Raw genomic sequence first — 23,886 nt, forward strand, 5'->3', positions numbered from 1 at the left:
AACGCTTAAACAATTCATCTATTTCATAGTCACAACACAAGTTAGAAAGCTTGCAAATCCTTTATTTACGAGGGTTTGCAAGTTTTTTGTTTTACAATAAAAACAGCTTCCGAACAGCCGCTGACAACTGCTCGGAAGCTAATGCTTTACCTATCATATATCGCTTATCCCTGCACTATCTTTCTTCTTGCACATGATCCTATACCCCACTCTCCCGTAAATAAAACTCAGAACCCAGCCTGCCGGCATCGACAGCCATACTGCCGATACGCCTATGACCGATACTAGAGCGTAGGTAAAAATGATTCGGAACGTGAGATTTATTATGCTTCCGGATAAAAACAGCTTCAAACACCCAAGCCCCCTTAACATTCCGTTGAAGCTTGAATTTATTCCCATTATTATATAACAAAACGCAAGGTCTGTCATGTAGCCCATGCCTGTTTCTATGGCGGAAGCTGAGGAGCTTGACAAGTCCATAAAAAAGCCCAAGAATCGCCGTCTGAGAAGCATTATCACTGCAAATTCTATCACCGCTATGCCTGCGCATAACAGTACGCTCGCCTTGTAGCCCTCTCTGATACGATCTTTTTTGCCTGCCCCAAGATTTTGTGCCGTGTAGGTGGATACCGCATTTCCGCAAGCTATGAACGGCATTATGGCAAAGGAGTCTATCTTTGAAGCCGCCGTGTACCCTGCAAGCACGTCCGAGCCAAAGGGATTGACGGCAGACTGCACTATTAACATTCCCACCGACACCACTGACTGCTGTATCACCGATACTGCCGCATAGGACGACATCTCTTTTAACACTGCCCCCGAAAAGAAGCTGAACTCTGCTCTTTCATGGTCTTTTATGTATACCTTGTCAGTAAGAAGCAGAAACGATATCACTGCCGATACTCCCTGAGCAATGAAAGTCGCCCATGCCGCACCTGATACGCCCATGGAAAATCCCCCTACAAACAAAAGGTCAAGCCCTATGTTCAGCAAAGAGGACATCACAAGCAGATGAAAAGGCGTCTTTGAGTTGCCAAGAGCACTAAATACCGACGCTTGCACATTGTAAAGAAACATAAACGGCATACCTAAGGAATATATCCGCAGATAGTCTGCAGCGTCATTTATGATATTCTGCGGCGTTTTCAGAAGTCTTAAAAGCGGCATACTAAGCACCACCCCAAGAACCGCTATCAACGCTGCGACCATAAGTGAAAATATCAGCACAGTGGAAATGCCCGTCTTGACCTTTGACTTGTTCCCGGCACCGCAGTATTTCGCTATAAGCACCGATGTTCCTATGCCCGTACCAGTTGCAACGGCTATCATGACCATTGTCACTGCAAAGGAAACTCCCACCGCCGCAAGAGCTTCGTCACCATTTATCTTGCCCACTATTATGGTATCCATGGTGTTGTAAAGCTGCTGAAAAAGGTTTGCAAATATAAGAGGCTGTGCAAATCGGAATATTATTTTCTTAGGGTCGCCCTCTGTCATTATTACATTTTCTGGCTTATTCTTCAAATTCTTCACCGCCTGTGAATGTGGGTATGTATCTTTGCTGGGTTACGTCAAAAAGCCCTTTTTCCGTCATCCCCACCTCTGGGATAGTCTGACACAGCGACACTGTAAGCACCACCGTCATACGCTGTATGTTTCCCCCTGTGAGGGCAAGGGCTTCTCTGAAAGCTTTCTGTGCCTTTATCTCGCCTATGATGTTTTCACCGCTTAGTATGCCTGCCACAGGAAGGGAGTAAAGCCCTGCCACCTTGCCGTCAATAGCCATAGCCGCACCGCCGCCATTCGCTTCAACAGCTTTCACAGCGCAAAGCATATCCGCAGGGTCAACGCCCGATACAACGACATTATTGCTCTCCTGAGCAAAGCTTGCGGCAACAGCTCCCCTTTTAATGCCAAGACCTTTTATAAAGCCATTGCCTATCTCACCGCTCCTGCCGAAACGCTCCACAACGAATATGGGCAGAATATCGGCTTTTGTATCACCGCATACAATGCCGTTGCTGACTTCAAGCCTGCCTTTTACAAGCCTTGTGACTATGCCACCCTCGGGCATTTCAATTGCATTTGCAGTAACATAGCCCCTCTCAAAGCCTGCTTTTATCTCAAAAGAATGGCTGTCAAGCCCTCTGGGCAATATCACAGTGTTTTTAAGCTCAGGATAGCAAGTTATGTCAAACTCATGCCTGCAAAGAAACTCGCCGTTTTCAGCCACAAGCCTGCCCTGGTGAAAGACCTTTTTCACTGTCATATTTTCAAGGCTATCCATAAGCAGAAAATTCGCCTTTTTTGAGGGAGCCACCGAGCCTATGATATCGTCAACACCATAGTGCCTTGCGACGTTGAGAGTTGCCATTTTTATTGCTGACACAGGGGAAACACCGCATTTCACTGCAATGCGCAGAGCATTATCTATACAGCCGTTTTCCTTTATATCCTCCGCAGACTTGTCATCAGTGCAGAACATTATATCGTCCGTTGGGATATGATTTTTTACTATCCCCTGGCAAAGAGTTCGGCAGTTCGGCTCTATAGTTCCCTCTCTTACCAACACCGCCATTCCGCAGGCTAGCCGCTGCTCAAGGTCGCTTATGCTTTCGCACTCATGGTCGTCACAAAGCCCGGCGCAAGCCGCCTGCTGAACGTCACGAAATCCCATTGACGGACAGTGACCGTTCACCTTTACACCTGCCATTTTTGCCGCACCGAGAAGCTTTATTATCTCCTCATTCCCCACCACAGCACCGCTTATCTCACCCACAGTTTTCGCCCTGCACTCTTTGATAACATTGGTGATATCGTCTTGCGTTTTCAGAGTAGAAAGATACTGCGAAGAAAGCTGCAAAAAGCTCTCTATGGGCATTTCCCCAAGCATTTCACATATAGCTTTTATGCCCTTAAGATCAAGAGTATTCGACATCTGCATAGGGTCAAAGAATACACAGCCCGTTCCGTGTGGCACTGCGCCCTCGCAGTATGCAAAAGGCGTGAGCTTTGAGGACTCTATGTGCATATGAGCGTCGATAAAAGAAGGCGCAAGATACATTTCTCTGCAATCAATAAACTCTGTTGCTCTAGGCTCAAAGTCAGGGCAAACTGCGGCGATAATGCCGTTTTTTATCCCCACCGAGCCGCTGTCTATTATCCGTTCTCTGTAAACGTCAACTATCATTGCGTTGTAAAAATAAATATCAAAAGGCAGCTTACCCTTAGCCGCCAGTATAAGTTCCTTTAGCTGCCGATCATTCATAAGCTGCCTCTTTCAGATACAAATATTATCAGTGTTTATATAGCGACTTGTTCAGCGCAAGATTGCAAAGCACATTGATTATACATCTTGACGCCGCAAGTGAAGTTATCTCGCTCACATCAAACGGAGGAGATACCTCCACAACGTCCATTCCACAGATACCGGGAGCTGTCACGAGCTTGAGAAGCCTTAAAAGCTCTCTCGGGAGCATACCACCAAAATCAGGTGTGCCAGTACCCGGGCAGAAAGCAGCTTCCAGAACGTCTATATCAAGGCTCACATACACTGCCTTACAGCCCTTCCATGCGATATCGAGGGCAAGCTCTGCCACCTTGTCGATACCATACTTGTCTATATCCTCCATTGAGATCGCAGTACAGCCGCTGTCACGGGTGAATTTTGACCATGACTTGCAGCAGTTTCCGCCTATGCCTATCTGCACAAGATTTTTTGCGCTGAGGTTAGGCAGGTGAGTGGAATGATACCATTCTGTGCCGTGCATTTTTTCGTCCATTTGGATAGCGTCGCAATCGCTGTGGCGGTCGATATGGATAACGCCGATATTGCCGTCGATATACTTTGAAATGCCCCTGAGCGTAGGGAAAGTGGTAGAGTGGTCGCCTCCAAGAACGATAGGCGTTACTCCCTGAGAGAATATATATCCTATGCCCTTTGTTATCTGGTCGAAAGTCTTTTCGGCATTTGCAGGAAGTGTGTAGATATCTCCTGCGTCGCAAAGCTTTATGTTTTCGTATAGGTCAACGCCATAGTCAGGGTTGAAAGGGGATATCTGCGAAGAAGCGTGTCTTATGCCGGCAGGGCCAAGTCTTGTGCCTGAGCGGTTTGACGCTCCGCTGTCATATGGGATACCCACCACTGCAACGTCATATTCCGACACCTTATGGATATCCTCGCAGAAAGGACTTCTGAGAAAAGTTTCGTGGCTTGTGTATGTAGGGCCGAGATTTGTTCTTGCAAAACAGCTCATGCCCTCGCTTTTAATGCTGTCCGCAGGCTCTAATCCAAACTCAACGGCTCTCTTTGCCATTGTAGGAAATCTTGTGTTGCCAAATTCATCAAATCTTGCCGCCGTTTTCATGGCGTGCAGTTCATTTCTGTCTATCATGATCATTTCTCCCTGCTTTCTTTTATAAGCGGAAACTGAAGCTCCGCTATAGTTTCATCACTGTTGTCCGTAAGGGTTATGTCTATACGGTATATCATCACCCCGACGTTTCCAAGGGTGTAGCCATGCTCCTGTGCAAGACAGCGCATTTTCATTATAAGCTCACCGAAATAGCTGTAGCAATTCCTGTGAAAAGCGCAAACGTATTTTCCTCCTGCCACTGTTGTGAAGCTTTCCTTGTCAGCCTGATCTGCCGAGCAGAACACCATAGGGCAGACCTCGGAATCCATATCGTCAGGGTCAACTGAGTTTTTTATGGTCATTGCCACCTTATCAGTGGCAAGCACAGGTGAAGTTCCGCCTATAGCCTCCTCAAGCTTCATAAACTCTATACCGGTGAGATTTGTTCTGAACTTGTTGCTCTCCCCTTTGAGGGCATATCGTTCAGGAAGCTCCCTTATAACAGGGTCATCAAGCTTGAAATCTGTGTTGTTAAGCTCTCTGATAAATTTAAGCTTTTCTTTCAGCACACGGCTTATTTCAAGCTTATCCGCTATCTCCTGCTGTAAAAGCTCATAACGCTGTCTGAGAACACGCTCGGACTTTTCAAGGTTTCTGTCGCTGAAATAGTCCTCTATTTCTTTCAGTGATAAGTTCAGCCTGCGAAGCTCTTTTATAGTGCCAAGCTTTTCACACTGCTGTGCCGAATAAAACCTCCGCCCTGTGAGCTTGTCAACATAGTCAGGTCTTAAAAGCCCTATCTTATCGTAATATCTAAGCCGTTCTGTAGGTATGTTTCGATACTTTGCTATCTCGGTTATGCTCAGAAGCTTTTCCCCATTCGGGACAAGCTGTCCGTTTTCGTCTGTATAAAACACAGTGTATTTCATATCATCAGTCATATCTTGTCCCCCATTCCAATTATTATGACAGCTTATTCAAGAGCCTGCTCGTCCTCTGCCCCTTTTCTTATCTTCACAACGTTTGCAACGTCATAAACAAATATCTTTCCGTCGCCTATCTTGCCCGTATAAAGCACCTTTCTGATAGTGTCAATAAGAAGTCCAAGAGGAACAGTGCTTATAACTATCTCCACCTTTATCTTAGGCAGAAGCCTTGATTCAAGCTCAGAGCCTCTGTAAAGCTCAGTGCTTCCTTTTTGTATTCCACAGCCGCTCACCTGCGTAACTGTCATGCCTGTTATATCAAGCTTATCCAAAGCATTTTTCAGCATCTCGAACTTTGCGACGTTCATAAGAACGACCACCTTGTGCATCTTTCCGTCCGCCTTGTAGTCAGAAGCGTTAAGCTCTGAGGCTTCGTCTATAGCCCTCACCTTTGAAGGCTCGTCAGCGGCAGCGGTGATGAACTGAGCAGTGTTGAGAAGGTCCGCATAGCTGCTTGAAAGTCCATGCTCGCACTTGTCAAGACCAACTATCTCTGTGTTCTCGCTAACTCTCAGACCCATTGTTTTCTTTATCACGGTGAACACTATCACCATAATAAGCGCTGTCCATGCCGCCACTGAAAGCACGCCTGCAAGCTGTATAAGCAGATCCTTCGGGCTGCCTGAATATATAAGACCGCTTTTCTTTGCGAAAACGCCCGTCATAAGCGTTCCCCATGCTCCGCACAAACCGTGAACACTTACCGCACCCACAGGGTCGTCAGCCTTTAGCTTTGTTATAAGCTCAACACCAAACACCATTACAAAGCCTGCTGTTATGCCGATAAAGAATGCTCCTCCTGCCGAAACTGTGTCACAGCCTGCGGTTGAAGCCACAAGTCCTGCAAGTGCTCCGTTAAGGGTCATTGTCACGTCAGGCTTGCCGTAGCGCACCCATGTGATGAACATTGCAGCTATTGCGCAAGCCGCCGCAGATATGTTTGTGTTAAAGAAGATATCCCCAAGCTTTGCCGCCGCATTGTCGCCCTGAGCGGCGAGAAGCGAGCCACCGTTAAATCCGAACCAGCCTATCCACAAAATGAATATGCCCAAAGCTCCGATAGTGAGATTATGTCCCGGTATGGCTCTCGCCTTGCCGTTTTTATCAAACTTGCCTATCCTTGCTCCCACAAGCAGCGCACCTATAAGTGCGGTAGTTCCGCCAACAACGTGAACGGCAGTTCCGCCTGCGAAATCGTGGAAGCCTATACTTTTGAGCCAGCCTGCACTGTTCCATATCCAGTGACCTGTTATAGGATAAACTATTCCGCTCATAACAGCCGAATATGTAAGATAAGCCTTGAACTTTGTTCTGCCTGCCATTGCTCCTGAAACTATAGTCGTGGCAGTTGAACAAAAGACCGTTGCGAACATAAGGAACACTCGCTTAGGCAGATCTCCTGCGGCTGCAAACTTTCCTGCTGCGAACAGGCTTGGCGTTCCGATAAATCCTACTATGGAGTCGCCATACAAAAAGCTGAAGCCGATAACCCAGAAAAGAACAGAGCCTATGCAGTAATCCATAAGGTTTTTCATTATTATGTTGCCTGCATTTTTTTCTCTGGTGAAGCCTGTTTCCAGCATTGCAAAGCCTGCCTGCATAAAGAATATCAAAGCTGTGCAGAGAAGAACCCACACGGTATCCAGAGATGAATACATTATCGCACTTCCTTTTTCATATTATTTCTTATTTTGCCACATGAACGTCTGCGTAACTGAAGTTATACCAGAACATCGGGCTTGGGTCATATGTGAACTTATCGCTTACTGCGTAAACATCAGATGATGTGTAAAGTCCAAGGTAAGGGCACTCATCAGCAAATATCTTATATGCGTCAGTATAGTAACCCATTTTCTCAGCGTCGTCTGTTGTCTGAGCCGCTTTATCAAGAAGTCCGTCTGCTTCTGTGCTTGACCAAAGTGTTTCATTCGTTCCGCCCTCGCAAGCGTTAGAGCCTGCATATAATGTCTTTAACATTCCCATAGGGTCAAGGAAGTCTGACATCATGTATGTGCCGACTGCGTTGTAATATCTCTCGCCGTTATCCTTTGTCTTGTAGCCGAACATATAGCTGAAGATATCGCTGTCAGGCACTTCCACAAGATTCATTGTGATAGAGCCACTTGCGTCTACCATTGACTTGAGAAGCTCAGCCTGCTTCTGCGTCTGTGAAGTCGTATAGAAATCAAACTCAAAGCCGTCAGGATACTTTGACTTTGCAAGACATTCCTTTACCTTGTCATAATCCTGAGTATAAACATCGCTTTCGGCGATAGTTGAATCCCACTTGTCCTTATCCATATACATCATGGATTCGCTCATTGGAACAACAGCCGACTGCTTTGCATAATCGCCGCCGATAGTTGTTGTTATCTGGGAACGGTCGATACAATATGCAACAGCCTTTCTTGCCCACTCGTCATCAAACGGCTTTGAAGCTGTGTTGAATGCGATATAGTTTGAAGTTGTTCCCTCGCATGAGAGGATATTGAAGTTCTGACAACTCTGATATACAGACATAACGCTGTTTGACATACCCTCGACAAAGTCTATCTGTCCACCCTTTGCCGCAAGTGCTAATGCGCTTTCGTCCTCGATAACGTAATATTCTACCTTGTCGATATCGAGAGTATCAGGGTCGCCCCACCAGTTTTCGTTCTTTTCAAGAACTATCTCGCTTCCTGATGACCATGAAGAAAGCTTGTAAGGACCTGTGCCGACAGTCTTTCCGTCAGCAGTGCCGTACTTGTCGCCTTGCTCCTCTGTTACAGACTTCTCGACTATAGTGCAGGCTGATGTCGCAGGAACATACTGCCATGATGAGTCAGGCTGCTTAAGATGAACTGTCAGCGTCCAAGTATCGTTGTCGGCTTCAAAGCTGTCAACGTTTGCAAAAAGATAGCTCATATAATAGTTGTCTTCTGTTACTCTGTTAAGAGAATAAAGCACATCGTCCATTGTCATTTCATTGCCGTCTGAGAACTTTACTCCCTGTCTTATCTTGTATGTGTATGTAGTATCGTCAACCTGCTCCCAAGATTCTGCAAGGGCAGGCTCAACTGTTGTGCCGTCATGTGAGAAGTTAAGAAGCGTGTCATAGCAGTCATAACCTGTGAGAGTTGCTGCCACGATAGTGAAGTCGGCAGGGTCAAATGATGACGGCTCCTGAGTATAGCCTACTCTGAGAACTGTCTCTGAATTTCCTCCTGAAGAACCTGAGCCTGAACCGGAACCTGTGTTGTTGAAGCAGCCTGTCATACAGCTTGAAACTGTTATTGCCAATGCAGCAGCGGCCGCGATCTTGCGTGAGAATTTTTTCATGATAACTTTCCTTTCTTCAAAAGATTTATTACATATCCGAAGCAGTCTTGCTGCGGTCAATGCCTAGCGGGAAATGACAGGCAACGTAATGCCCGTTTCCAATGTCTTTGAGCTTTGGCGTGCGGTTGTCGCACAAGCCCTCTTTGAAATATCTGCACCTGCCTGCAAAGCGACAGCCCTCGGGGATATCCACTGCGTTCGGTATATCTCCCTCCAGCAGGATATGCTTCTTATTTTCAAGAGGATGTTCCTTTGGCTTTGCTGAAATAAGTGCCTGAGTGTAAGGGTGAGCAACGCTGTTATATACCTGCTCCACCGTACCCATTTCCATTACCGCTCCCAGATATACCACCGCTATCCTGTCGCAAACGTGACGGACAACGTTCAGATCATGGGAGATAAAAAGTATCGTCTGCCCTTTATCCTCTTTCAGGTCGAGCATAAGATTCAATATCTGCGCCTGCACAGAAACGTCAAGTGCCGAAACAGGCTCGTCTGCAAGAATGAAATCAGGCTCCAGCATAAGCGCCCTTGCTATTGCAAGCCTTTGGAGCTGACCGCCCGAAAGGTCTTTAGGATATCTTGTGAGCAAGTCCTCCGGAAGCGCTATATACTCCATAAGCTGTTTTATCCTCGCCTTGTAGACCTCAGGCTTTATCTTATGCACCTTTGCAGATTCTTCAAGGCTAAAGCGTATAGTCTTTTTCGGGTCAAAGGAAGCAAGAGGGTTTTGAAAGACCATTTGCATTCTTGAACGCAGCTCCTGCTGTTCCTTGCGGCTCACATGAGTTATGTTTTTGCCGTCAAAATATATCTCGCCTGAATCAACGTCGATAAGCTTCAGAACGCATCTTCCTATGGTTGATTTGCCCGAGCCGCTCTCGCCTATTATGCCGAATATCTCGCCTTTGTAGATATCAAAGCTAACATCATCAACGGCGTGGATATATCTTGTCTTTGCCTTTGCAAGCTTGTAATTGTCAAGGCAGAAATACTTTTTCAGATCTCTGACGCTTATAAAAGGCTGTCTGTCTTTTTCATTGCTCATTGTGATGTCACCTCCCGCCACTTGAAGCAAGCTGTGCTGTGTCCCTCAGACACATTTTCTGTAACAGGCACGCAGCTTCTGCATTTATCGTCAGCATACTTACATCTTGGTGCAAAGGCACAGCCCTTGAACTTTTCATACAGAAGCGGAGGACTGCCAGGTATGCTTTTCATTCTTTTTTCTGTGTCGCTCTCTCTTGGATTGCTTTCAAGGAGCGCCTTTGTGTATGGGTGAGCAGGGTGGTCGAAAATATCCACAACGCTTGCGGTCTCAACAGCCTTTCCTGCATACATTACAGTTACGCTGTCGCAAATCTCAGCCACAACACCAAGGTTGTGAGTGATGAATATTACCGACGTTCCGCTTTCCTGCTGGAGCTTTTTTATAAGCTTTAGTATCTGCGCCTGTATAGTAACATCAAGCGCCGTGGTAGGTTCGTCTGCAATAAGAAGCTTCGGCTCGCATATAAGAGCCATTGCTATCATTATTCTCTGTAACATTCCTCCGCTCATTTCAAACGGATACTGCTCGTATCTTTTCTCAGCAGGTGTTATGCCTATCTTTTCAAACATCTCGATGACCTTTTCTCTTGCTTCACGGCGATTTAAGTTTTTCTTCGCCCTTAGCATTTCTGCTATCTGCTCGCCTGCTTTCATGATAGGGTCAAGGGAAGTCATAGGGTCTTGGAATATCATTGCGGCTGTGCTGCCCCTGAAATCACGGAGCTGCTTTTTGCTCATTGCAAGAACATCTTTCTCGCCGCTGTCATCTCTTATGTAGATATCCCCTGCATATCTGGTGGTCTCCTCGTTATGAAGCCTTATGACCGACTTTGATGTTACGCTTTTTCCGCAGCCGCTCTCGCCTACGATACCGTGTATCTCCCCTTGCTTCACTTCAAGGTCAACGCCCTGAACGGCGTATACGATACCTCTAACTGTCATAAAGTCTACAGAAAGGTCTTTTATTTCAAGAACGTTTCCTTTTTTCATCTTTTACGCCTCCCCGTTTGCCTTAACTGCTGAAAGCTTCTTTATTCTGTGTTTCTTTTCGTATTTCTTGAATGACGGAAGCTTTCTTGATGACGGATCGAGATAGTTCTGAACACCGTCGCTGAAAAGGTTTATGGATACTGTTACAAGTATTACGCATATTGCAGGTATAAAAAGCAGTGCCGAACTATTATAAAGGTTGCCCATGCCGTCACGGAGAAGCGTTCCCCAGTCGGCATTCGGAGCCTGAACGCCAAGTCCCAGAAAGCTCAGAGTAGCCATTGATGTGATAGCTGTACCGATATCAAGTGTGAACTGCGATATCATAGGTGTGATGATGTTCGGCAGGATATGCACGAAAATTATCCTTGCGTCTGAAAAGCCCATTGATTTGCAGGCTTCAACATACACCGCCTTTTTCTCTGTCATTATCATTGATCTTGCGGTCTTTGTTGTAAGAGGGATATAAGAAATGCCTATGGCGATGATACCTGTCATCATGCCCTTTCCCATTACCGCAATAAGGATAAAGGAAAGAAGAAGTGGCGGTATTGCGCTTATAACGTCCCACACCCTCATTACGATACTGTCAAGAGGACCTCTGTAGTATCCGCAGATAAGCCCAAGAGGAACACCTATGACTACCTCTATGGCAACTATAAGAAAGGCATTCAGAATGGAAGTTCTTGCACTGCATATGAGCCTTGAAAAAATATCTCTGCCAAGTCCGTCAGTTCCGAAAATGTGTCCCTCAGAAAAGGCGGGTGCATATATGGCATTCACGTCTGTGGCAAGAGGGTCATACGGTGCGATAACGCTTGCAAAGAGCGATACGAAAACTATTACCGCAAGGAATATTCCCGTCACCGCCACAACAGGTGTGAAAAACGTTCCTGCTTTATTTTTCTTCTTCATTAAAAATCCCACCTTATTTAAGATCAACTCTCGGATCAAGAACGGTATAAAGTATGTCGATAACAAAACTCATTACAAGATAAGCTCCAAGCATGAAAAGCACAAGTATCTGAACTATTGGAAAATTGTTTTCCTCTATCGCCGATATGAGCAGACCGCCTATACCGGGAAGAGAAAAGACCTGCTCAACTATTACTGTCGAGCCTATAGAGCCTGCTATCATATATCCTGCAACTGTTATAACAGGAATAACGGCATTGTGAAAAGCGTGCTTGTAGGTTATGTTGCTTTGCTTTAATCCCTTTGCAGCTGCTGTTGCGATATAAGGGGATTGAAGCTGACTTATCATGTTGCTTCGTGTGATACGTCCAAGCATCGCAACGAACGTCAGCGCCATTATCAGGCTCGGTATCATTATACGTTGTAAGAACTCTCCGAAATTTGTATATGTTCCGATAAACGAATATCCAGGAACGTACTTTGTCATGAAAATAAGTATCAGTATGCTTACCAAAAATGACGGCGCACCTGAAAGCACAAGCATAAGTCCTGAAATTGCTGCGTCTGAGGGTCTGCCTTTTCTCAGCGCCGCTGCAACTCCCATTATAACAGCTATCACTGAGCCTATGACGGAACTCATTATCACAAGTCCGAATGTTATTGGAAGCCTTGACATTATAAGACCTTTTACGTCCTGACCGTCAACATAGTCTGTACCGAAGTCGCCTGAAAGAACTCCCTTTATCCACCTGAGATACTGTATATGCACAGGGTCGTCAAGGTGATATTTTTCTGTAAGAGCCTGCCTGAGTTCAGGAGTGGATTGATTGTTTCCTATCATTACTGTGAGAGGGTCTGCGTCTGACATTCTCAGAACAACGAACACCAGAAAGGATACCAAAAACATTATGACTATCATTGAAAGCAGCCGTTTGATTATAAATCTGAACCTCTTCACTTTACATTCCTCCTATATTTACAGCTGCACTTTGCAGGATTTTCTTGTTTAACTTTCATTTTGCTTTTTGAAAATAATTTACTTCACGAAACTTTTCTTTCGATATACCTATGATATATCCTGTAGCAACTACAACTGCAATACTAAAAATCAGTCATTTTATATTTTATATATAAACTTTTTATTAACGCAAACTGTCTTTTAAGCTTACATAAAATGTTGTATGAATAAAGAAGTTTTATATCCTGCATTTTGTTCATATTCACAAATGTAAAAAAAGAGGGGCGCTCCAAAGCAGAAGCACCCCACAAATGAAGATTTGGTAATCAGTAGAAAGCTTAGTCCTCGAACATCTTTCTTGCAGCGAAGCATATCATCTCGGCAGTGAGATCAGTGCCGTATTCGCTTACGTCGATCATAAGATGTTTGTTGTCACGGTCACCACGATTTTTGCCTGTGACGTATTTATAATAGTTGTGGCGCTGGCGGTCAACACGTTTTATGAGCTTGTCAGCCTCCGGCCATGAAAGGTCATAAGTTTCACACATATGCTTTATCCTTGCTTCCAAAGGCGCATAGAGAAAAACGTTCATGTGGTTCGGATATTCTCTGAGAACATAGTCTGCACACCTGCCGAAGAATATGGCGGATATACGCTTGTTTGCAAGATCTCTGATGATATCCACCTGCGCTTTTACAGCCTTGTCGGAATAAAACTGCGTTGATGAGCCGTAGCCAAATGACTTCAGCAGGCGGTCAGCGTTCTTGTCAAGCATTTCCTCACTGTCAAGAAACGAGTCACGGCTTATGCCTGCACGCTCTGCCGCCATATCTACAAGGTCCTTGTCATAAAACTCCACGCCAAGCTCAGCCGCCGCCTTTCTTGCGACCTCTCTTGCGTTGCAGCCGAACTCACGGCTTATGGTAATAATAAACTTTTTCATAGTCTATGCTCCTTTTTTTATTTATGAGATTTTCTTTCGCGGCGGCTATCCTCCGCTCCTGTCTGGCTTTTATCTGAATTTTCGGCAAATTCCAACCGAATTTCACCGACATGAGCCTTAGGGAAAACGTCACCGCAAGGCTCGCCATGCAGGCAGGCATGAACGACATCATGCCATAGCAAAGCAGAAAAGCCGCTGCACCTGTGGCAGAAGCGCAGGCATAAATGTTGCCCACAAATATCTCAGGCTTCTTGTTAACGAAAATATCCCTGAGAACTCCGCCCCCAACGCCTGTTATAACTCCCGAAAACACAAGCAAAAAAGTGTTGTCAGACACGCCGCTCCTCATTGCCGCTGTTATACCTGTAACAGTGAAAATGCCAAGCCCTATAGTATCGAGCATGAGCATTGCAGTATCATAAAGCTTCAACGCCTTGCCCCCCAGGTCGCCTTTTACAGCCAAGGCAGCAAACACAAGCACCGATATCAAAGCCGCCGCACTCATTGCAAGGGGGTCACGAAACGCCGCCACAGGGTGACTTCCGATGACGATATCACGCATTATCCCACCGCCCACAGCCGTTGTCACTCCTATTATTATAACGCCGAAAAGGTCAAAACGCCTTTTTATCGCTGTCAGCGCACCGCTTGCCGCAAACGCTGCAGTGCCGATAAGTTCAAGTATCGTAACGATAACATCAAAACGCTCGTTCATTCAACGTCCCTGCCTGCATATTTGTGTATCTTCCGCACAGCCGTCGCCTGACTTATGCCAAGCTTCTGTGCCACAGCCACAGATGTTCTGTATTTTTCATAGGCTCTCATCACAAGTCCGCTTTCGTAAAATTCAAGCATATCCTTTAGGGAAGCATTCTGCGCAAACACCTCAGACGAACCGCCCGTTATCCTGTCAGGCAAGTCGAAAACGTCCACCTTTTTCTTCTCGGTAGTAAGAACGATACGCTCGATAGTCCTATGCACCTCGTCGATATTTTCTTTCCAATCATATCCCAACAAACAGCCCATGGCACGAGGGGTGAACTCAACGCTCCGTGAGTATTTCTTGTTTGCCGAGCCGAGATAATAGTCGATAAAGCTTTTAAGATCCTCCGCACGCTCGCCAAGAGAATACATCTGTACCTGATAAGGCTCGAACTCGCTTATAAACTCCTCCGACAGCTTGTCAGCACCTTTAAACTCCTCCACTGAATGTTCAGAAAGCCCCACAGGCACGATGCCTGCTTTTGCGCATTTTTCAAGAACTGCCCTTTGAAGTCTAGGCGACAGCCTGTCTATATGCTTTATTATCACAGCGTAAATGCCCGAAAGCGGCGATATCATCGACCCCTCTCCAAGAAGCTCCTTTTCTATGACTTCTTCCCCGACAGGTGCGCAGTCATAGGTGTAAAGCGTTCCTTTTTTGCCGTATATAGTGGAAGCAAGATAGCTTTTGCCGCTTCCTGTCGGACCATAGATGTAACACGGACAGCCTGCGTCACAGAAAACTCCTGCAAGCCGCCTTGCGTCTCTTGAACGGCTGCTTTGGGCGATATAACGCTGTCCGCCGTCACGTCCTGTCATAAGCTCTATTTCATCAAGAAGCTTTTTGTTCTGATACTGCAAAACATTGTAACGCTCCCGCAGGTCGTCAAAGCCTGTTATCTCCCAAGAGGAATAGCTTATTATCATCTCAAGCTCTCCGTCCTTGAATACCGGTATTCCCGTGACGAAAGTTTCCTCATTGTCAACGCCTTTTTGCACTGTTGTAACACGCTTGTGGCTTTCAAAAACCATTTGCGTCACGCAAGGGGAAAACATCTTCATCATTTCCTCTGAGCCTGCGAATTTACCTATTATGTCAGAGCCTTTTACGCTTCTGCCGCTGAGATAGGAGTTTGAAACAAATCTGAACACTCCGCTGCTGTCGGCAATAGTCACTCCTGGGTGGATACTTTCGAGAATGTGCCCTAGCTGCTCATAATCCATTTGTCTGCACTCCTTTCTGCGGCTTTATAGTTTACACATTAAGTATCTTTGAGAAGAACTGCTTTGCACGGTCGCTCTTAGGGTGCTTGAACACTTCCTCAGGAGTGCCGTCCTCGATAACATAGCCGCCGTCCATAAAGCAGACTCTGTTTGCCACCTCTGCCGCAAAGCCCATTTCGTGTGTGACAACTATCATTGTCATTCCTGCCTGAGCCAGGTCTTTCATAACGTTCAGAACTTCGCCAACGAACTCAGGGTCAAGGGCGGAAGTAGGCTCGTCAAAGAGTATGACCTCAGGCTCCATTGCAAGGGTCCTCGCAATAGCCACACGCTGCTGCTGACCGCCTGAAAGCTGAGTAGGATAAGCGTCTGCCTTGCCGTCCATTCCAACTCTCGCAAGAAGCTCCATGGCTTTCTTCTTTGTTTCTTCCTTGTTAGCCTTTTTAACCTGAACAGGACACTCCATGACGTTTTCAAGCACTGTTTTGTGCGGCCAAAGGTTGAACTGCTGGAACACCATTCCAACGTTTTTTCTTATGACCTTTGCAGCCTTTTCGTTAAGCTTTTTGTTGTGCTTGTCCTCGTCGATGCCCTTTAGGGAAACTCCGCCTATATCTATCTCGCCTGATGTCAGCTCCTCGAGATAGTTAAGACATCTGAGAAAAGTGCTTTTGCCAGAGCCGCTAGGGCCGATAACGCTTACCACCTCGCCCTTGTAAATATCCATATCTATTTTTCTGAGGACCTTAAGCTCCCCGTAATTCTTTGCCAGATCGTGAACCGATATAACAGGCTTTCTGCTTTCAGCCATTGTATTTTACACTCCTTTTTCGTCAGATAACAACACGGTTGTTGTGCTTTTCTATACATCTTGATGCGAACTCGATAACAAGGTTCAGCGCCCAGTAAAGAACGCCTGCACAGATATAAACTATCAGAGGGCTGAAAGTTATACCGATAGCCTCTTTTGTCATCATTGTCATTTCTGCAACTGTGATGATAGAAAGGATAGATGAGTCCTTAACAGTCTGAACAAACTGTCCTGTCAGTGACGGAACGATTATTTTCAAAGTCTGCGGGAAAATTATTCTCACCATTGTTTTAAATCTTGACATTCCCATTGCATATGAAGCTTCAAACTGTCCCTTTGGGATAGCGCTGACGCCGCTTTCAAGGATAACTGCGGTATAAGCCGCTGTGTACATTCCAAGAATTATAACGCCTGTTGAGAACGCTGAAACGTTCAGACCAAGAGCAGGGAGTCCGTAATATGCGAGATATACCTGCACCATAAAAGGGGTGCATCTGAATATCTTTATAAACGCCCTTGCGATAAGCTCAACAGCCTTGTTTTTTGAAAGGCACATATAGCCTACCGCCGAGCCTAACACCATTGCAATAAGGATAGACAGCACCGATATTGCCGCCGTTGTTCCAAGACCCTGCAAAAGCAGCGGAAGCGCTATTTCTGCAACGTGCATAAATTCGTCCATATTATTGCGCCTCCTTATCTTCTTTCAAGTCTTTTCTTCTGAAGCTTTACAAGTTCTTCAAGTCCTGCGCAGATAACAAAATACATAACTGCGATAGCAATATAGAAAGGCAGGTTTATGTATGTCTGCGTAACAAGACGCTGAGCCGTTCTTGTAAGCTCTACGATTGCCAATACAGAAAGCATTGGCGACACCTTTATAACGTTTATGAACTCGCTTGTTAGCTGCGGCAAAGCTACCTTGAATACCTGCGGGAAAACTATCCTCATTAGTATCTTTGGCTCGCTCATGCCCAAGGCTCTAGCCGCCTCCGTCTGACCCTTTGGCACAGCCGTAAGCCCGCCACGGATTATTTCTGCAATAAATCCGCCGCTGTTAAGGCTAAGAGCGATTATGCCTGACGCCAGGTTTGAAAGGTTCAGACCCATCACTGCAAGCGCCTGATATATAATGTATATCTGCACCAGCACAGGCGTGCCACGGACAAAGCTTATATAAACTGCGACTATCTTTTTCAGTATCCTTGAAGGAAGCGAGTCGCCGCCCATTCTCATCACCGAAAGCAGCATACCAACGCAAAGCGCTATAAGTATCGCTGCAACGGATACGAATACTGTATAGCCAAGACCTTTCAGCAGCAGGTCTTTATAATGCCATACTATGTTGAAATTCTCCATTGATATATAATGCTCCGCCGTTTGCGACGGAGCATTTCCTCCTTTCAAAGGTGCTTTTTACTCGGCAGGGATATAATCGCTCTCAGGCAGGTCAACGGCTTCACCAAACCATTTCTTCTGGAGCTCTGCAAGAGTTCCGTCCTCTTTGAACTTGTGTATCTCAGAGTTGATATAGTCAGAAAGCTCTGTGTCTTCCTTACGAACAGCCCATGATACCCAAGTGTCTGTACCGACCATTTCAGCCTTGCCTGAATCGTCAGCCACTATCTCATAATCGTCAGGATTCTTTATTACAACTGCAGCGCAGCTTGCATAGTTCTGAGCAACAAGGTCTATCTTGCCGTTCTTAAGCTCTGCAAAAGCCTCAGGGAATGAGTCGTATTTGAGCAGTTCAGCATAGCCGTCCTTGCCCTCTGACTTTAGCTTCTCGTTGAATTTCTTTGTATCGTCCTCATTGTAGCAAGAAGTCTGTGTGCCGACCTTTTTGCCTGACATATCTTCGATAGACTTGATGCTGTCATCGCCCTTTCTCTTTACGAAAACTGTAGTTCCGTTCTGGATAGGATAAGTCATCGTGTACTTGCCTGCACGTTCAGCAGTTACGCCGAGTGTTGCTCCAACAACGTCATATTTCTTTGCTTCAAGTCCTGCAAGTATCCCTTGGAACGGCAGGTCGATATAATCAAGCTCTACCCCCAGATCGTCGCAGATCTTAGCGAACAGATCTGCGTTGTAGCCTATGATCTTATCGCCGTCCATGTATTCAAAAGGCTCATAAGCGGCTTCTGTCGCAACTGTGAGCTTACCGTTTTTCTTGATCTGGTCCAGTGTGAGCGGACCTGTGTTCTTGCTGCTTCCGCAGGCTGTAAGACATCCTGCCGCAAGTACTGAAGCCACTGCCACTGCACAAACTTTTCTTAACATTCCAAATCTTCTTCCGCTTTTCATAACTGATTCCAACCTTTCACTTACTTTTCTAAATAATTCGGAGCGCTGACAAGCCGGACACCCTAGTGCCGCCGTCAACGCTCCGTTGCGTTTTATATTATATTTATTGGAAGGTGAATTATTTTTCTATCTTTATTTTCTCTTGCCGATCTTCTTCTGATAAGCAAGGATAGACATGAACTCAAAAATGATATTTGCGCCCATATAAGCTGTTATCTCTGAGTGGTCATATGGAGGAGCAACTTCTACTACATCAAAGCCTGTGAAGTTCAGATCTTTCAGCGCTCTTATATATTGAAGTGTTTCAAATGAAGTAAATCCGCCCACCTCAGGAGTACCTGTACCTGGTGCATAAGCCGGGTCAACAAAGTCAATATCGAATGTAAGGAACACCTTATTGTCGCCCACCTTTTCCTTTATGACCTTGAGAAGATCTTCAGGAGAATATGTGTGGAGCTTGTCCCCTGGGATAACCGTGAAGCCAAGGTCTGCGGCGATCTTGAAATCGTCAGGATCGTAAAGAGAACCTCTCATGCCGATCTGAACTGACTTCTCAGGATCAATAAGACCCTCCTCCATTGCTCTTCTGAATGGTGTGCCGTGATTGTATTTCTGACCGAAAACCGTATCGCACAGGTCAAGGTGTGAATCGAAATGCACAAGGCTTACCTTTCCATGCTTCTTTGCGATAGCTCTAAGTTCGCCAAGGGTGATAGCGTGGTCGCCGCCAATACTTATTGGAACTGCACCGCATTCAAGAACACCGTCCAAGGTCTGCTCGATAGCTGCATATGTTTCGTGGATATAATCAGGGATCACAGGAACGTCGCCAAGGTCTGCGCCCTTGAGTGAATCCATAATGTTGACGCCCATTGCAACATTGTTAGGCTTTATCATTGCCGAGATGTTTCTTACACCGTTAGGACCAAATCTTGCGCCTGCTCTGAAAGAAGCGGCGGTATCGAACGGTATACCAACGATAGCGAAATCCAATCCCTCTGCTGAGGTCGCGTGAGGAAGCCTCATGAAATTACCCATATTACAAAAACGAGGAGAGCCTGAGGCACTCGGTGGCTGACAATTGTTGTTGATCATTTGAGGTCACTTTCCTTTCAAAATCACTGAGAAACATATCCGCATGACCGTTCAAGTCATTTCTGAATTGCTCTATGTGCAGAATTATATCACCATTCCTGCAAGTTGTCAAGAGCTATTTTTCAATTTTTCTGAAAATTATTCACTTTGGAATAATCTTTGTTATCACTTATACAGCGTATTTACGCCATTTCACCCATATCAAAGTCGAAACTATTCATTTTTGAATAGTTTCTTTGTGCAAATTTACAAAGGGCAATAATGCAATATTCAGATGTCAGACTTTCATTTTGTTCACATCTATTTTTTATTCAAAGCTGAATAAAATAAGAATTTTTCATTAACACTATTGCCAAATAAAAAGCTCTGTGCTATACTGATAATCAAAGCAATGACGCTCTTATAACCGATACGGCAATGCCTGTCGGTTTATAAGGGCGTTGTTTTTTTATTATTACTAGGTCAAACTCAGAAAACAATTTTGAAAGGAAGTTTTATTATGGCTTGTTTTTTAGTACCAGCAACAGAAGCGATCGTTACAACTATTGTGGCAAAGGCAGTAAAGTCTCACGAGGCAAAGACAGAGGAGCAGACAAAGGTCAAAACTCTTTCAGAGGACAAGCTTCCTCTTTCTAAAAAGATAACAAGGCTCTCAGGCTTTCTGTGGGGCGGCTCAGGACTTTTGGCATTTGAACATCTGTGGCATGGCGAGATATCTCCGTTCTTCCCATTCCTGACAGCGGCTAACGACCCTTCGGAAATGGCAGTAGCATTCCACGAAATGGCGACTGTCGGAACATCAATGGCTGTTCTTGTGACAGCGGTATGGGCTGTACTGACTGTGGTGTCTGACAAGATACTGAAACGTAAGCCAAAAGAGACTGCAAAGCTGGGAGGTGATGCCGTATGACACTTCTTATCACACTCATAGCAGCCGTTATCGTTACTATAGTATGGTACACATCACCAAAAGCCAGAAAGCTTAAAGTGGGGCTGATGTGCTATATGTACTGGGGCGCATCTATAATGTGGCTCGTGGACGCACTTTTTGAATACAAAGAGCAGGGCGCAGGATATTTCACCCCTGCCACCGCAGACATGATAAACGACAGCTTTTTAGGGATCTGCGTTGTTGCACTCGGCACCGTCGTATGGCTCGGCACTATGCTCATAAGCGACCCTGAGGGAGTAGTAAGAAAAGTCCTTACAGAGAAAAAGCAGTAGATACGCTATACTATATAAATAGGAGGAATAATAATGCGACTTGTTCCAAGAGAGCAGGATAAGCTTATGCTCCATTATGCGGGCATGCTTGCCCGTGACCGAAAGGCACAGGGATTAAAGCTCAACTACCCTGAAGCTGTGGCATACATAAGCATGGAAGTAATGGAAAAAGCAAGAGCAGGAGCGTCAGCCGCTGAGCTTATGCAATACGGCACAAAGCTTCTTACCGCTGATGACGTCATGGACGGCGTTCCTGAAATGATACACGAAATACAAATAGAATCCACAATGCCCGACGGCACAAAGCTTGTGACAGTACACAACCCTATCAAGGGTGCAAGCAAGCTTCACCCAGGGGAATTTATCGTTGAGGAAGGCACTGTCAAGCTCAACGAGGGAACAGAAAGCATTGAGCTTACAGTTTCAAACACAGGGGACAGACCTATCCAGACAGGCTCCCACTTCCACTTTTTTGAGGTAAACAAGGCTTTGGAGTTTGACCGCAAGGCGGCTTATGGTATGCGGCTTGATATCCCCGCAGGCACAGCGGTAAGATTTGAGCCGGGAGAGAAAAAGACCGTCCGTCTTATACCTATCGGCGGCGACCGCATAGGCTATGGTCTGAATGGTCTTGTAAACGGAAAAATGGACGACGAAAACATCAAGCAGGCAGCCTTTGAAAAGGCTAAAAAGCTTGGCTTCAAGGGGGTGTAGGAAATGATCGAGATATCGAGAAAAGCTTACTGCGATATGTATGGTCCGACAGTTGGCGACAGGGTGCGCTTGGGCGACACTTCTCTTATTGCAGAAGTGGAAAAAGATTTGACAGTTCATGGCGATGAAGCAAAGTTCGGTGGAGGAAAATCTCTCCGTGACGGCATGGGGCAATCCTGCAAAGCCACTGACAAGGAGTGCCTTGACACTGTTATCACAAACGCTCTTATCATCGACAGCACAGGCATTATAAAGGCTGATGTTGGCATAAAGGACGGCAGAATAGCAGGAATAGGCAAAGCAGGCAACCCCGACATCATGAATGGCGTTGACAAAAACATGATAATAGGCGCTTCCACGGAAGCTATCGCAGGCGAGGGACTTATCCTCACCGCTGGCGGACTTGACACGCACATTCATTTTATCTCTCCAACTCAGGTGAGAACAGCCCTTTACAGCGGAATCACCACCATGATAGGCGGTGGTACAGGTCCTGCCGACGGCACCAATGCCACCACCTGTACACCCGGCGAGTTCAATATCCACAGAATGTTGGAAGCCTCCGAAGACCTGCCAATGAATTTCGGCTATCTCTGCAAGGGAAATTCAAGCGATATCACAACTCTTGAGGAGCAGATAAAGGCAGGCTGTATAGGCTTGAAGATACACGAGGACTGGGGTTCTACCCCTGACGTTATCGACCACGCACTTACTGTTGCGGATATGTATGACGTTCAGGCGGCTATCCACACCGACACTCTTAACGAGGGCGGATTTGTTGAAGATACCGTCAATGCTTTCAAGGGCAGGACTATCCACACTTATCACACAGAGGGCGCAGGCGGCGGACACGCTCCTGACATTATCAGAGCAGCAGCGTTCCCGAATGTTCTCCCTTCCTCAACGAACCCTACAATGCCTTACACCGCAAACACTCTTGACGAACATCTGGATATGCTCATGGTGTGTCATCACCTTGACAAGAACGTACCGGAGGACATTGCTTTTGCGGATTCAAGGATACGTCCTGAAACTATTGCCGCAGAGGACGTTTTGCACGATATGGGAATATTCTCAATGATGAGTTCCGACTCTCAGGCAATGGGACGTGTAGGCGAAGTTATCACACGAACATGGCAGACCGCTGACAAAATGAAGAAACAGCGTGGCGCACTCCCTGAGGACAGCCAGCGAAACGACAATTTCAGAATAAAACGCTACATTTCAAAATACACTATCAACCCTGCTATAACCCACGGCGTATCAGAATATGTAGGCTCAGTGGAAGTTGGCAAGGTGGCAGACCTTGTTCTTTGGAATCCTGCATTTTTCGGTGCAAAGCCTGACATGATAATAAAGGGCGGATTTATTTTCGCATCAAAAATGGGCGACGCAAACGCTTCTATCCCTACCCCTCAGCCTGTGTGTTACACAGAAATGTTCGGTGGTCACGGGCTTGCCCTTTCAAGCACCTGTATCACGTTCGTATCAAAATACGCCTACGAGGACGGCATAAAAGAAAAGCTTGGTCTTAAAAGGCAGGTGCTTCCTGTGAAGAACTGCCGAAACATCTCAAAGGCTGATATGGTATACAACAACGTCTGCGGTGATATAAGAGTAGACCCTGAGACTTACACCGTTACAGTTGACGGCGAAGTTATTACCTGCGAGCCTTTTGACGAGCTTGCACTGGCACAGCGTTACTTTATGTTCTAAAGCGAGGAAACAAAAATGATAGCAGAAAAAATATTAGGCAATCTCTCTGAAAGCACCCCCTCTGTAGAAGTAGACACAGTTGAGCTTGATTGGTTTGAAGCCGAGAAAAAGCGCATAAGAAAAACCACCGCAGGAGGACGTGACATAGGCATTGCCATTGACGAAAGCCTAAAGGACGGGGATATCATCTATCTTGACGATAAGCTTTGCGTAGCAGTGAAGCTCACAAGCTGTCCCCTTATCAAGATAAACGTTCACACTATGCAGGAAATGGGCAGGCTTTGCTTTGAGATAGGCAACAGGCATTTGTCACTTAAAATATCTGACGACAACGTGCTTATCCCACATGACGAGCCTACAGAAAAGCACCTGAAAAACCTCGGCTTTGAGTGCGAGAACATCATAGGCAGATTTGACGATTTTATCGTCTGCAAAGCTCACGGACACTCACACAGCCACTCCCACGAGCATGGAGAACATCATCACCACGAACATTCACACTAAACGGAGCTGA

General features: G+C 45.9%; 23 protein-coding genes. 5 read left to right on the forward strand and 18 right to left on the reverse strand.

Annotated features, from left to right (window positions below; all coding sequences use genetic code 11):
• Positions 1–153: 153 nt before the first annotated feature.
• From QVO88_RS02395 to speB (QVO88_RS02480), 18 genes are all read right to left on the reverse strand, one after another.
• Positions 154–1,524: an MATE family efflux transporter gene (locus tag QVO88_RS02395; RefSeq protein ID WP_022286935.1), complete on the reverse strand. Its 1,371-nt coding sequence runs from the start codon at positions 1,522–1,524 to the stop codon at positions 154–156.
• Entirely contained in the window at positions 1,514–3,268 is a 1,755-nt protein-coding gene (locus QVO88_RS02400) for an adenine deaminase C-terminal domain-containing protein (protein ID WP_022286936.1), read from the reverse strand. The genes QVO88_RS02395 and QVO88_RS02400 overlap by 11 nt, the downstream gene beginning before the upstream one ends.
• Positions 3,269–3,296: 28 nt before the next feature.
• Entirely contained in the window at positions 3,297–4,394 is a 1,098-nt protein-coding gene (speB, locus tag QVO88_RS02405; protein ID WP_173333830.1) for an agmatinase, read from the reverse strand.
• Positions 4,395–4,396: 2 nt separating this feature from the next.
• Positions 4,397–5,296, reverse strand: coding sequence for a MerR family transcriptional regulator (locus QVO88_RS02410; RefSeq protein ID WP_022286938.1), 900 nt, complete (start codon positions 5,294–5,296; stop codon positions 4,397–4,399).
• A gap of 32 nt (positions 5,297–5,328) precedes the next feature.
• Entirely contained in the window at positions 5,329–6,999 is a 1,671-nt protein-coding gene (locus QVO88_RS02415) for an ammonium transporter (RefSeq protein WP_022286939.1), read from the reverse strand.
• Between the two features lie 28 nt (positions 7,000–7,027).
• Positions 7,028–8,662, reverse strand: coding sequence for an ABC transporter substrate-binding protein (locus QVO88_RS02420; RefSeq protein ID WP_022286940.1), 1,635 nt, complete (start codon positions 8,660–8,662; stop codon positions 7,028–7,030).
• A gap of 28 nt (positions 8,663–8,690) precedes the next feature.
• Positions 8,691–9,710 (reverse strand): ABC transporter ATP-binding protein, encoded by a 1,020-nt coding sequence (locus QVO88_RS02425; protein ID WP_022286941.1) that lies wholly within the window; start codon positions 9,708–9,710, stop codon positions 8,691–8,693.
• The gene (locus QVO88_RS02430) at positions 9,707–10,702 is read right to left on the reverse strand and encodes an ABC transporter ATP-binding protein (RefSeq protein WP_022286942.1); all 996 of its coding nucleotides are present in this window, start codon (positions 10,700–10,702) and stop codon (positions 9,707–9,709) included. The genes QVO88_RS02425 and QVO88_RS02430 overlap by 4 nt, the downstream gene beginning before the upstream one ends.
• A 3-nt stretch (positions 10,703–10,705) precedes the next feature.
• Complete coding sequence (locus QVO88_RS02435) at positions 10,706–11,617, reverse strand: ABC transporter permease (RefSeq protein WP_022286943.1); 912 nt, start codon at positions 11,615–11,617, stop codon at positions 10,706–10,708.
• 13 nt (positions 11,618–11,630) lie between these two features.
• Positions 11,631–12,575 (reverse strand): ABC transporter permease, encoded by a 945-nt coding sequence (locus tag QVO88_RS02440; RefSeq protein ID WP_022286944.1) that lies wholly within the window; start codon positions 12,573–12,575, stop codon positions 11,631–11,633.
• A 338-nt stretch (positions 12,576–12,913) separates the two neighbouring features.
• Positions 12,914–13,519, reverse strand: coding sequence for an AAA family ATPase (locus QVO88_RS02445; protein ID WP_022286945.1), 606 nt, complete (start codon positions 13,517–13,519; stop codon positions 12,914–12,916).
• Positions 13,488–14,234, reverse strand: coding sequence for a trimeric intracellular cation channel family protein (locus QVO88_RS02450; protein ID WP_022286946.1), 747 nt, complete (start codon positions 14,232–14,234; stop codon positions 13,488–13,490). The genes QVO88_RS02445 and QVO88_RS02450 overlap by 32 nt, the downstream gene beginning before the upstream one ends.
• Positions 14,231–15,505 (reverse strand): sigma 54-interacting transcriptional regulator, encoded by a 1,275-nt coding sequence (locus QVO88_RS02455; RefSeq protein ID WP_022286947.1) that lies wholly within the window; start codon positions 15,503–15,505, stop codon positions 14,231–14,233. Before QVO88_RS02455 ends, QVO88_RS02450 begins: the two co-directional genes overlap by 4 nt.
• Positions 15,506–15,536: 31 nt before the next feature.
• On the reverse strand, positions 15,537–16,316 hold the full coding sequence (locus QVO88_RS02460) for an amino acid ABC transporter ATP-binding protein (RefSeq protein WP_022286948.1): 780 nt from the start codon (positions 16,314–16,316) through the stop codon (positions 15,537–15,539).
• A 22-nt stretch (positions 16,317–16,338) separates the two neighbouring features.
• Positions 16,339–16,998 carry an amino acid ABC transporter permease gene (locus QVO88_RS02465; protein ID WP_022286949.1) on the reverse strand — a complete coding sequence of 220 codons (660 nt, stop codon included), beginning with the start codon at positions 16,996–16,998 and terminating at the stop codon, positions 16,339–16,341.
• A 14-nt stretch (positions 16,999–17,012) separates the two neighbouring features.
• Entirely contained in the window at positions 17,013–17,675 is a 663-nt protein-coding gene (locus tag QVO88_RS02470; protein ID WP_022286950.1) for an amino acid ABC transporter permease, read from the reverse strand.
• A gap of 57 nt (positions 17,676–17,732) precedes the next feature.
• Positions 17,733–18,599 carry a transporter substrate-binding domain-containing protein gene (locus QVO88_RS02475; RefSeq protein ID WP_288177728.1) on the reverse strand — a complete coding sequence of 289 codons (867 nt, stop codon included), beginning with the start codon at positions 18,597–18,599 and terminating at the stop codon, positions 17,733–17,735.
• 156 nt (positions 18,600–18,755) lie between these two features.
• Complete coding sequence (gene speB / locus QVO88_RS02480) at positions 18,756–19,718, reverse strand: agmatinase (protein WP_022286952.1); 963 nt, start codon at positions 19,716–19,718, stop codon at positions 18,756–18,758.
• Between the two features lie 499 nt (positions 19,719–20,217).
• Between speB (QVO88_RS02480) and QVO88_RS02485 the strand changes: the two genes are divergently transcribed.
• From QVO88_RS02485 to QVO88_RS02505, 5 genes are read left to right on the forward strand one after another with little or no spacing between them, the layout of a single operon-like run.
• A complete protein-coding gene (locus QVO88_RS02485; protein ID WP_022286953.1) occupies positions 20,218–20,628 on the forward strand; it encodes a hypothetical protein in 411 nt (136 codons plus the stop codon).
• On the forward strand, positions 20,625–20,942 hold the full coding sequence (locus QVO88_RS02490; RefSeq protein ID WP_022286954.1) for a hypothetical protein: 318 nt from the start codon (positions 20,625–20,627) through the stop codon (positions 20,940–20,942). The genes QVO88_RS02485 and QVO88_RS02490 overlap by 4 nt, the downstream gene beginning before the upstream one ends.
• Positions 20,943–20,975: 33 nt before the next feature.
• On the forward strand, positions 20,976–21,656 hold the full coding sequence (ureA, locus tag QVO88_RS02495) for an urease subunit gamma (protein WP_002851772.1): 681 nt from the start codon (positions 20,976–20,978) through the stop codon (positions 21,654–21,656).
• Positions 21,657–21,659: 3 nt separating this feature from the next.
• The gene (gene ureC / locus QVO88_RS02500) at positions 21,660–23,372 is read left to right on the forward strand and encodes an urease subunit alpha (protein WP_002851786.1); all 1,713 of its coding nucleotides are present in this window, start codon (positions 21,660–21,662) and stop codon (positions 23,370–23,372) included.
• Positions 23,373–23,387: 15 nt separating this feature from the next.
• Positions 23,388–23,876, forward strand: a complete 489-nt coding sequence (locus QVO88_RS02505) for an urease accessory protein UreE (protein ID WP_022286955.1) — start codon at positions 23,388–23,390, stop codon at positions 23,874–23,876.
• Positions 23,877–23,886: the final 10 nt, after the last annotated feature.

The organism is Ruminococcus sp. CAG:57, from assembly GCF_000435935.1.
Classification (GTDB): Bacteria; Bacillota; Clostridia; order Oscillospirales; family Ruminococcaceae; genus Hominimerdicola; species Hominimerdicola aceti.

Coding starts and splice junctions, on each gene's coding strand:
- QVO88_RS02400 (WP_022286936.1), bottom strand. CDS start 3,268: ATGAATGATCGGCAGCTAAAGGAACTTATACTGGCGGCTAAGGGTAAG.
- speB (WP_173333830.1), bottom strand. CDS start 4,394: ATGATAGACAGAAATGAACTGCACGCCATGAAAACGGCGGCAAGATTT.
- QVO88_RS02410 (WP_022286938.1), bottom strand. CDS start 5,296: ATGACTGATGATATGAAATACACTGTGTTTTATACAGACGAAAACGGA.
- QVO88_RS02415 (WP_022286939.1), bottom strand. CDS start 6,999: ATGTATTCATCTCTGGATACCGTGTGGGTTCTTCTCTGCACAGCTTTG.
- QVO88_RS02420 (WP_022286940.1), bottom strand. CDS start 8,662: ATGAAAAAATTCTCACGCAAGATCGCGGCCGCTGCTGCATTGGCAATA.
- QVO88_RS02425 (WP_022286941.1), bottom strand. CDS start 9,710: ATGAGCAATGAAAAAGACAGACAGCCTTTTATAAGCGTCAGAGATCTG.
- QVO88_RS02430 (WP_022286942.1), bottom strand. CDS start 10,702: ATGAAAAAAGGAAACGTTCTTGAAATAAAAGACCTTTCTGTAGACTTT.
- QVO88_RS02435 (WP_022286943.1), bottom strand. CDS start 11,617: ATGAAGAAGAAAAATAAAGCAGGAACGTTTTTCACACCTGTTGTGGCG.
- QVO88_RS02445 (WP_022286945.1), bottom strand. CDS start 13,519: ATGAAAAAGTTTATTATTACCATAAGCCGTGAGTTCGGCTGCAACGCA.
- QVO88_RS02450 (WP_022286946.1), bottom strand. CDS start 14,234: ATGAACGAGCGTTTTGATGTTATCGTTACGATACTTGAACTTATCGGC.
- QVO88_RS02455 (WP_022286947.1), bottom strand. CDS start 15,505: ATGGATTATGAGCAGCTAGGGCACATTCTCGAAAGTATCCACCCAGGA.
- QVO88_RS02460 (WP_022286948.1), bottom strand. CDS start 16,316: ATGGCTGAAAGCAGAAAGCCTGTTATATCGGTTCACGATCTGGCAAAG.
- QVO88_RS02465 (WP_022286949.1), bottom strand. CDS start 16,998: ATGGACGAATTTATGCACGTTGCAGAAATAGCGCTTCCGCTGCTTTTG.
- QVO88_RS02470 (WP_022286950.1), bottom strand. CDS start 17,675: ATGGAGAATTTCAACATAGTATGGCATTATAAAGACCTGCTGCTGAAA.
- QVO88_RS02475 (WP_288177728.1), bottom strand. CDS start 18,599: ATGTTAAGAAAAGTTTGTGCAGTGGCAGTGGCTTCAGTACTTGCGGCA.
- speB (WP_022286952.1), bottom strand. CDS start 19,718: ATGATCAACAACAATTGTCAGCCACCGAGTGCCTCAGGCTCTCCTCGT.
- QVO88_RS02485 (WP_022286953.1), top strand. CDS start 20,218: ATGGCTTGTTTTTTAGTACCAGCAACAGAAGCGATCGTTACAACTATT.
- QVO88_RS02490 (WP_022286954.1), top strand. CDS start 20,625: ATGACACTTCTTATCACACTCATAGCAGCCGTTATCGTTACTATAGTA.
- ureA (WP_002851772.1), top strand. CDS start 20,976: ATGCGACTTGTTCCAAGAGAGCAGGATAAGCTTATGCTCCATTATGCG.
- ureC (WP_002851786.1), top strand. CDS start 21,660: ATGATCGAGATATCGAGAAAAGCTTACTGCGATATGTATGGTCCGACA.
- QVO88_RS02505 (WP_022286955.1), top strand. CDS start 23,388: ATGATAGCAGAAAAAATATTAGGCAATCTCTCTGAAAGCACCCCCTCT.